9 protein-coding genes are annotated in these 7,568 nt (G+C 71.6%); 1 reads left to right on the top strand and 8 read right to left on the bottom strand.

The features are described 5' to 3' along the window. Positions 1-37 precede the first annotated feature (37 nt). From ACFTQE_RS14580 to fdxA, 4 genes are all read right to left on the bottom strand, one after another. On the bottom strand, positions 38-448 hold the full coding sequence (locus tag ACFTQE_RS14580; RefSeq protein ID WP_376925752.1) for a GreA/GreB family elongation factor: 411 nt from the start codon (positions 446-448) through the stop codon (positions 38-40). Between the two features lie 238 nt (positions 449-686). Beyond that, positions 687-1,319 carry a superoxide dismutase gene (locus ACFTQE_RS14575; protein WP_376925751.1) on the bottom strand — a complete coding sequence of 211 codons (633 nt, stop codon included), beginning with the start codon at positions 1,317-1,319 and terminating at the stop codon, positions 687-689. A 56-nt stretch (positions 1,320-1,375) separates the two neighbouring features. Then, entirely contained in the window at positions 1,376-1,897 is a 522-nt protein-coding gene (locus ACFTQE_RS14570) for a flavin reductase family protein (protein ID WP_376925750.1), read from the bottom strand. Next, positions 1,894-2,241, bottom strand: a complete 348-nt coding sequence (gene fdxA / locus ACFTQE_RS14565) for a ferredoxin (RefSeq protein WP_376925749.1) — start codon at positions 2,239-2,241, stop codon at positions 1,894-1,896. Before fdxA ends, ACFTQE_RS14570 begins: the two co-directional genes overlap by 4 nt. Before the next feature lie 79 nt (positions 2,242-2,320). On the opposite strand from fdxA, the gene soxR reads away from it, so the two are divergent. Beyond that, a complete protein-coding gene (soxR, locus tag ACFTQE_RS14560) occupies positions 2,321-2,803 on the top strand; it encodes a redox-sensitive transcriptional activator SoxR (protein ID WP_376925748.1) in 483 nt (160 codons plus the stop codon). Between the two features lie 6 nt (positions 2,804-2,809). On the opposite strand, the gene ACFTQE_RS14555 is transcribed toward soxR, so the two are convergent. The 4 genes from ACFTQE_RS14555 to ACFTQE_RS14540 are packed head-to-tail and all read right to left on the bottom strand — an operon-like array spanning position 2,810 to position 7,568. Further along, positions 2,810-4,327 carry a PucR family transcriptional regulator gene (locus tag ACFTQE_RS14555; RefSeq protein WP_376925747.1) on the bottom strand — a complete coding sequence of 506 codons (1,518 nt, stop codon included), beginning with the start codon at positions 4,325-4,327 and terminating at the stop codon, positions 2,810-2,812. Continuing rightward, a complete protein-coding gene (locus ACFTQE_RS14550) occupies positions 4,324-5,361 on the bottom strand; it encodes a DUF917 family protein (protein ID WP_376925746.1) in 1,038 nt (345 codons plus the stop codon). Before ACFTQE_RS14550 ends, ACFTQE_RS14555 begins: the two co-directional genes overlap by 4 nt. 9 nt (positions 5,362-5,370) lie before the next feature. After that, positions 5,371-6,468, bottom strand: coding sequence for a DUF917 domain-containing protein (locus tag ACFTQE_RS14545; RefSeq protein ID WP_376925745.1), 1,098 nt, complete (start codon positions 6,466-6,468; stop codon positions 5,371-5,373). Next, positions 6,465-7,568 (bottom strand): DUF917 domain-containing protein, encoded by a 1,104-nt coding sequence (locus ACFTQE_RS14540; protein ID WP_376925744.1) that lies wholly within the window; start codon positions 7,566-7,568, stop codon positions 6,465-6,467. Before ACFTQE_RS14540 ends, ACFTQE_RS14545 begins: the two co-directional genes overlap by 4 nt.

Below are 7,568 nucleotides of genomic sequence, written 5' to 3'. Positions count from 1 at the left end.
CGACAGTCGCCCGCGGCATCCGCTCGATCGTGGTGGCTCAGCCGAACGGCACCGCTTCGAGCACGGTGACCAGCACGGGGCGGTTCGGTGCCTGGTAGGTGACGGCATCGCCGACGTAGCGGCCGGTGATCGCGGAGCCGAGCGGCGAGGTGGGCGAGTACACGTCGAGGTCGACGCTCTCGTCGAGGTCGGCGAGCTCGCGGCTGCCGAGCAGGAAGCTCGTCGGTTCGGCGTCGTCGTCGAATCGCACGGTGATGCGCATGCCGGGCTCGACGAGTCCGTCGTCGGGCTTCAGGCCCACCTCGGCGTTGCGCACCATCGCGCGGAGCTCCGTGGCTCGGGCCTGCTCGGTGTCGGTCAGGGTCCGGCCGGGCCGGGAGAGCCCGGCGAGCTCGGCTTCGAGCCGCTCCAGCGCGGCAGGGGTCATCCAAACGGAGTCCGTGGTCATCGGGGAGTTCCTCCCTCTCGGCGACCCCGTGGGGTCGTCTGGCAAAGAACTTCCCATCCTAGCCGAGGCGCGGTGCCGGGCTACTGGTTCAACCAGGCGATCAGCGTGCCGATCGCCGTGAGGAGGATCAGCGCGAGCAGTCCGTAGCGCCGGAGCTGCACCGCGAGGAGCGCGACCGACGGGCGCCGGCGGGGTCTCCGCCGGCGCCGTGGCGCGCGAGGGGGTTCGGGCGGAGTGCTCAGCTGGCCCTCGGCACGATGAGACCGGTGGTGGCGGTGCTGGCGGCCGTGAACCGCGCCTGCACGTCGGCCCAGTTCACGATCTCCCAGAAGGCCTTCACGTAGTCGGCGCGGACGTTCCGGTAGTCGAGGTAGTACGCGTGCTCCCAGACGTCCAGCTGCAGCAGCGGGGTCACGCCGAGCGGCGCGTTGCCCTGCTGGTCGAAGAGCTGGAAGATCACGGGGCGGGCGCCGACGCTGTCCCAGGCGAGCACGGCCCAGCCCGATCCCTGCACGCCGAGCCCGGTCGCGGTGAAGTGGGCGCGGAACGCGTCGAACGAACCGAAGCCGTCGTCGATCGCCGCAGCCAGCTCGCCCTCGGGGGAACCGCCGCCGTCGGGCGACATGTTCTGCCAGAACACGCTGTGGTTGATGTGGCCGCCGAGGTTGAACGCGAGGTCCTTCTCGAGCTTGTTGACGTTCGCGAGGTTGCCGCTCTCGCGGGCCTCGGCGAGCTGCTCGAGCGCGGTGTTCGCACCCGTGACGTAGGCCTGGTGGTGCTTCGAGTGGTGGAGCTCCATGATCGTCGCCGAGATGTGCGGGTCGAGCGCGGAGTAGTCGTAGGGCAGTTCAGGCAGTGAATAGGCGGGCATCCGGATGCTTCCTTTCGGTGTGCCGATCGCGGGTGCGATGCGGCGGGTGACGGGAGTCAGAGTTCTGGGGCGGAGTGGTCGATGCGGTGGAATCGGCGATCGCGGTACACGAGCGACGGAGCCGGTTCGCCGAGGAACACGTCGAGCACTTCAGCGACGACGAGCGACGAACCGCCGACGGGCACCACGTGCAGCGTACGGCAGCGGAGCGCCGCGGGGGAGTCGGCGAGCCACGGCTCACCGGTCTCGAGCCACGACCAGCCCTGCTCGGCGGTGAAGCGCGGCCGGCCCGAGTGGGCGAAGGCGCGGGCGACGTCGACGTGCTGGGCGCCGAGGAAGTGGACCACCACGCTGTCGGCCGCGAGCAGCGCGCCGGCCGAGCCGGTCGCGCGGGTCACCGAGAACGAGAGGGCGGCCGGTTCGGCCGAGACCGAGGCGACGCTCGACGCGGTGAGGCCGACGGGTCCGACCGGCGTCATGCCCGTGATGAGGGCGACGCCGGCGGGGTGGTCGCGGAACGCGGCCTTGAACGCGTCGGCGGTGGTGATGGCCGGGCGCGCGGTCGCGGCATCCGTCATGCGTGCGCCTCCTGCGGCGGCAGGGCCGCGATGATCGGGTGGTCGAAGGCGAGCATGCCGGTCTTCGCCGCGCCGCCCGGTGAGCCGAGCGCCGGGCCGGCGCCCGTCGAGATCTCGAAGAACTCGACGTTCGCCTTGTAGTAGTCGGCCCACATGTCGGGCAGGTCGTCTTCGTAGTAGATGGCCTCGACGGGGCAGACGGGTTCGCAGGCACCGCAGTCGACGCATTCGTCGGGGTGGATGTAGAGCGAGCGCTCACCCTCGTAGATGCAGTCGACGGGACACTCGTCGATGCAGGCCTTGTCCTTCACGTCGACGCACGGCAGCGCGATCACATAGGTCACGGGGCGATCACCGATTTCACGATTCGCATGCCTCCACCGTAAAACCTCAAGTACCCTTGAAGTCAAAACGGGGGTGCGGATGTCGCAGCATGACGAGCTCGAGGCCGAACCGGCCGCGATCGGGAAGCACGCTCCCGACGAGCTGCTCACCGTCGGCGAGATGAGCCGCCGCACGGGCGTGGCGCCGTCGGCGCTGCGCTTCTACGAAGACCTCGGCCTCATCGCCTCGCACCGCACCGGAGGCAACCAGCGCCGCTATCCGCGGCACATGCTGCGCCGGGTCTCGCTCATCTCGGTCGCGAAACGACTCGGCATCCCGCTCTCCGACGTGCAGACGGCGTTCGAGAACGTGCCGCTCGACACGACCCCGAGTCACGCGGACTGGCAGGCCGCATCACGCCGATGGAAGCGGCAGCTCGAGCTGCGCCGCCTCGGCATCGAGCAGCTCGAGCGCGAGCTGACCGGATGCATCGGCTGCGGCTGCCTCTCGATGAAGGCGTGCCGCCTGCTGAACCCCGACGACGAGCTCGGCGAGCACGGTACGGGAGCGCAGCGGCTCTGAGCCGGGTCAGCCCGATTCGCGCACGGCCCGGCACGCGAGATGCAGTGCGAGCCGCGCCTCGGGGTCGGCCATGTCGACGCCGAGCAGCTCCTGGGCGCGCTGGATGCGCGTCGAGACGGTGTTGCGGTGCAGGCCCAGCGCGGCCGCGGTCGCCGCGATGCCCGACTCGTGGTCGAGGTAGGCCGACAGCGTCTCGAGCAGTTCGCCGCCGCCGTCCTGCAGCGGGGCGAGCAGCGACCTCGCGGCCGGGACGAAGGTGTCGTTGCCCGTCCATGCGAGCAGCAGCTGCTCGAGCCCGAGGCCGTCGACGCGCACGAACCACCCCGTCGCCGAACGATCGACGGCGATGCGCGCGGCATCCGCAGCCTCGCTGAGGGATTCCGTGAGCCCGGCCGATCCGCTCTCGAGCGACCCCACGCCGGTTGCGACGTTGAAGTCGCGGCGTGCGGCGACGTGGAGCCCTCGGAGGGCGGTGATGTGCCCCTCGACCTGCTGGGCGGGGGGAGGCTCGGCGAAGGTGAGCCATCCGGTCACCCCGCGCCCGCTCGTCGTGGCGTGGGAGTCGGCGGAGAAGGTGCCGAGTTCTCGCGTGACGAAGCGCAGGAGCTGGAAGGTGTCGAGCCGAGCGCGGCCGATGACGCGGAAGGCGAGGTGGTAGCCGGCGGTGCGCCACCCCCGCTCGAGCATTCGGCGCTCCACGTCGGGATCGGGGGCACCGCGCAGGTCGACGAAGTCGCGCAGCACCGCCGACGACACCGACGCGTCGCTCACCTCGGCGACCTCATCGATGAGGATCCGAGCGGCCACCGCGGGCATCGCGACCTCGGCCGCGACCGCGAGTGCGCTCAGCTGCGGGTCGCTGAGCCCGTCGCCGAAGAAGGCGATGCGCAGCCCCTCGCGGCTCGGGCTGTCGACGCGAACGGACGCCGCGGCGCCGACGCCCGACCTCGCGAGATCCAGCCACGGCGCGAAGTCGATCGCCGCGTGCACGGATGCATCGAGCCGCCCGCCGGCCTCGAGCAGCACGCCCTCGGAGTCGACGAGCGCGATGCCGTGGCCGACGCTCGAGCTCAGGTGCCGCAACAGGTCGGAGAGCCCCTCGGCGTGATACTCGATCGACTGGGCGACCTTGCGCACGTAGCCGAGGGTGAGCGCGTCGCGCGCCTCGATCAGGTGCCAGCACGCCTTCGCGAGCTGCATCGGCTTGTCGACGTGCAGGAGGGAGAGCCCGAGCCGAGCGGCGAGGGCGCGCGTACCGGCGCCGAACCCCTCGGCGCCGGGCACCGCGAGCGCCAGGAACCCGCGGTCGCGGGTGCGGCGGATGAGGGCGTCCTGCTGCCACGGGGTGGCGGGAGGCGGAGCGGTGAGGATCGCGATGCCGGCGGCGCCGCGATCGGGCAGCGCGGCCTCCGCGGTCTCGATGACGACGTCGGCCCACGAGGCATCCGTCGGTCCGGCGACGACCCGCAGGCCACCGTTCGCGGGATGGGCGAGCAGTGCGCTCAGCCTGAGGTCCTCGTTCATGCGGCTCCGTCGAGGTCGGCGAGGCCGTACGCGGACGGCACGACGTGGCGCAGGCGCTCGCCGCGTTCCGACCACCAGCCCGGCGCCGGCAGCTCGAGCACGGCGATGGTGCGCGCGAGGGTGAGGTCCGTGACCTCGAGGATGTCCCGCGAGACCGCATCGAGCACGACGATGATCGTCGGAGCGGATGCCTCGAGGCGCCCGTCGGTCATGAACGCGAGCGTCTCGGAGCGCGTGACGATGCGGTGCACCTGGCCTCGGTCGCCGTCGACGCCGATCGAATTGACATGGGGATCGCGGGCGTCGGGCTCGACGGCCGTGATGCGCCCCTGGCCGAGGAGCCGGCCGCCGAGGGCCGCCGCCAGTTCGGGCAGGGGAGCCGACCGTGCGCGGAGGAAAGCGGCGCCGAGCTCGAGGGCGCGCCGGGTGCCGCCGTGCACCGAGTGCTCGACGAGGTCTCCCACCGTGAACCCGGCGAAGACCGTGCCGCCGACCCCGCCGGCCTGGATCGTGGCCGACCGGATCACGCGTTCGAGGTCGATCGGCCGGTCGGTCTCGACGAGCATCACGCCGCCGGCCCCGGTGTCGCACGCGGCGATCACCCCGGGGACCCGGTCGACGAGCAACGACATCTGGTCGAGACCGGGCACCGCCCGGCCGGTGAGGTCGGCATCGACGAGGAGCCGGTCGCCGGTGAGCGTGAACGGGGTGAGCCCGTTCAGGCCCCCGCCCTCGAGGGAGCAGACCACGGGCACCGGGTGACCGAGCCAGCGTTCGGCGGCGGCGATGAGTCGTCCGAACGGTGCGGCTCCGGGCAGGCGTTCGCCGAGCAGCATCGTCGAGCCGACGAAGGCCGCACCGAGGCACGGCAGCGAGGGGTCGAGGTCGTCGAGCTCGTGCAGCGTGACCGGCCAGTGCTCGTCATCGACCAGCGCCAGCTCGAGCATGGTCGTCGCTCCACCGCCGCCCGAGCCGAGCAGCGAGAACCCCCGCGCGAGCGCAGGCAACTGCGCGTGCTCGAGGGTTCTCGCCATGTCTCAAGCCTAGGCGCGCGACTCCACGGGCACGAAGGGGTCGGCCAGCCCGAAAGCCGACGGTCCGAACGCCTGCAGCGCCCCGGCCGTGCGCATCATCTCGGGTGTCGAGATGCCGAGCACGCGAACCCGCTGGCCGTACCTGAGACCCTCGGTGGTGATCGGCTCGGCCGACTCGTGGTCGACGACGCAGATGAGATCGGGCACGATCGCGACGACCTCCCCGTTCCGCCGGGCGATGAGGTTCTCGTTCTGGAACGAGATCTCGAACGTCTCCGCGCTCGCCGGATCGAGCGGCGAGATCACCGCGCGACCCTTCGCGAACCCGTCGGTCGTGCGTCGCTCGACGTCGGTCACCTTGCCGACGAAGAGCTCCCGCAGGTGCGAGTAGAGCGTCGGTGCGAGGGTGTCGGCGATCGCCTCGAACGGCGAACGGTGCGATTCGCGGGCGAGGCGGATGGCCCGGCCGAGCGCGAGCGCCATCGAGATGGTGCGCGGAACCGCCGTGCGCTTCACGTCGGCGCCGCTCATCGCGTACTCGGCGATGTGCCCGACGCCGCCGAGGCGGATCGTGATGCCTCGCGCGAGCCACTCCATCTGGCGGTCGTCGTCACCGGTGTCGATGATGACCTGCTCGCCGCGCTCGCCCGCGAGTGCGAGCGGGGAGCCGTGCACGCCGTACACGGCGAACGTCTCCATCGAGAGCTCGGGGAATGCACGGCCCATGCCGTCGGCGTCGACGACCGGGAGCCCGGTCTCGGCCGCGACGACGAGCGGGATCATCGAGTTGATCCCGCCGCACTCGATCGGCATCGTGGCATCCGCCTTCCTGCCGAGGTGCTCCTCGAGGGTGCGGAGTGCGAGCGTCGGCTCGGTGCCCGCCGGGATCTTTTCGATCATCACGGTCGGCGCGCCCATCTGGGCCGTGGGGATGACGAAGAGGTCGTCGTCGAGCTCGTCGGGGTCGAGGATCGTGATCGAGCCGTCGCCGAGCACCCGCTCGACGAGCATCTTGCCGATGTACGGATCACCGCCGCCGCCGGTGCCGAGCAGGGTCGCGCCGCGCGCGAGGTCGGGCAGGTCGGCCGCGGTCAGCTGCCAGCTCATGCGGCCGCCTCCACGGATGCCCCGCCTGGCGTCTCGACGCTTCCGTCGAAGCGGTGCGAGGGCAGGTCGTAGCCGAAGTACCCGGGGCCCACCATCGCGAGCGCCTCCGACGAGTGCCAGCGCTCGTCGCTCGGCGCGCTGATCACGCGCACCCGCTGTCCGTACCGCAGTGCCTCGGTCGTGATCGGCTCACCGGAGTCGTGGTCGAGCACCATGATCAGGTCGGGGGTGGTCGCGAGGATGCGGCCGTCGGACTCGGCGATCAGGTGCTCGTTCTGGAACGACAGGGTGACCGAGGCATCCGCGCCCTCGATGCGCGCTCTGCCGCGGGCGAAGCCGGTCGTGGTCGCGCGCTGCACGTCGACGACCTTGCCCGCGAAGAGCTCGCGGCCGCCGAGCAGGCGAACGGCGGCGTCGACCGGGTCGGCCTTCTCGGCGCGTGCCGTGACGATCGTGCGGCCGATCTCGGCGCAGAGCGTGAGCGAGTCGGGCACGAGCGCTTCACGCGCCTGGGCGCCCGACATCGAGAAGCCCGAGATCATGACGGAGCATCCCATCTCGACGCAGGCGACGCGCGCGATGCGCTCGGTCCAGCTGTTGTCGACCGTCTGCAGCACGCCCGTGTTGCCCTTCTCGTCGCTGAACGCGAGGGGTGAGGCGGTGACGCCGTAGAGGGTCGGCAGCACCATCTGCAGCTCGGGAAAGGCGCGGCCCATGCCGTCGGCGTCGAGCAGCGGCAACCCGAGTGCGGCAGCGGCCGCGATCGGGATCGTGGAGTTCACGCCGCCGACCTCGGCGCACGCGATGTGCGTCACCGGGCGGCCGAGGTAGGTGCCGAGCGCATGCACGGGCGCGGTGACCTCGTCGAGGCTCGGCAGCTTCTCGACCATGACGGTCGGAGCGCCCATCATGGCGACGGTCAGCACGACCGCGTCGTCGGGCACCTCGTCGAGCGAGGCGACCGTGACGTCGCCGTGTTCGCGCAGCGCCTGCGTCGCGAGCAGCGCGCCGATGTAGGGATCGCCGCCGCCGCCGGTGCCGAGTACCGCGGCCCCGCGGGCGACGTCGGGGATCTGGGCGGCCGTGATCGTCCAGCTCAT

Origin of the sequence: Agromyces sp. NPDC056965, assembly GCF_042673425.1 — a bacterium.
Classification (GTDB): Bacteria; Actinomycetota; Actinomycetes; order Actinomycetales; family Microbacteriaceae; genus Agromyces.
This window is presented reverse-complemented; position numbering and strand designations above follow the sequence as displayed.

Bases quoted from the DNA above. Each gene is read 5' to 3' on its own strand.
- ACFTQE_RS14550 (WP_376925746.1), bottom strand. From the start codon at position 5,361: ATGGCGAGAACCCTCGAGCACGCGCAGTTGCCTGCGCTCGCGCGGGGG.
- ACFTQE_RS14545 (WP_376925745.1), bottom strand. From the start codon at position 6,468: ATGAGCTGGCAGCTGACCGCGGCCGACCTGCCCGACCTCGCGCGCGGC.
- ACFTQE_RS14580 (WP_376925752.1), bottom strand. From the start codon at position 448: ATGACCACGGACTCCGTTTGGATGACCCCTGCCGCGCTGGAGCGGCTC.
- soxR (WP_376925748.1), top strand. From the start codon at position 2,321: ATGTCGCAGCATGACGAGCTCGAGGCCGAACCGGCCGCGATCGGGAAG.
- ACFTQE_RS14555 (WP_376925747.1), bottom strand. From the start codon at position 4,327: ATGAACGAGGACCTCAGGCTGAGCGCACTGCTCGCCCATCCCGCGAAC.
- ACFTQE_RS14540 (WP_376925744.1), bottom strand. From the start codon at position 7,568: ATGAGCTGGACGATCACGGCCGCCCAGATCCCCGACGTCGCCCGCGGG.
- ACFTQE_RS14570 (WP_376925750.1), bottom strand. From the start codon at position 1,897: ATGACGGATGCCGCGACCGCGCGCCCGGCCATCACCACCGCCGACGCG.
- ACFTQE_RS14575 (WP_376925751.1), bottom strand. From the start codon at position 1,319: ATGCCCGCCTATTCACTGCCTGAACTGCCCTACGACTACTCCGCGCTC.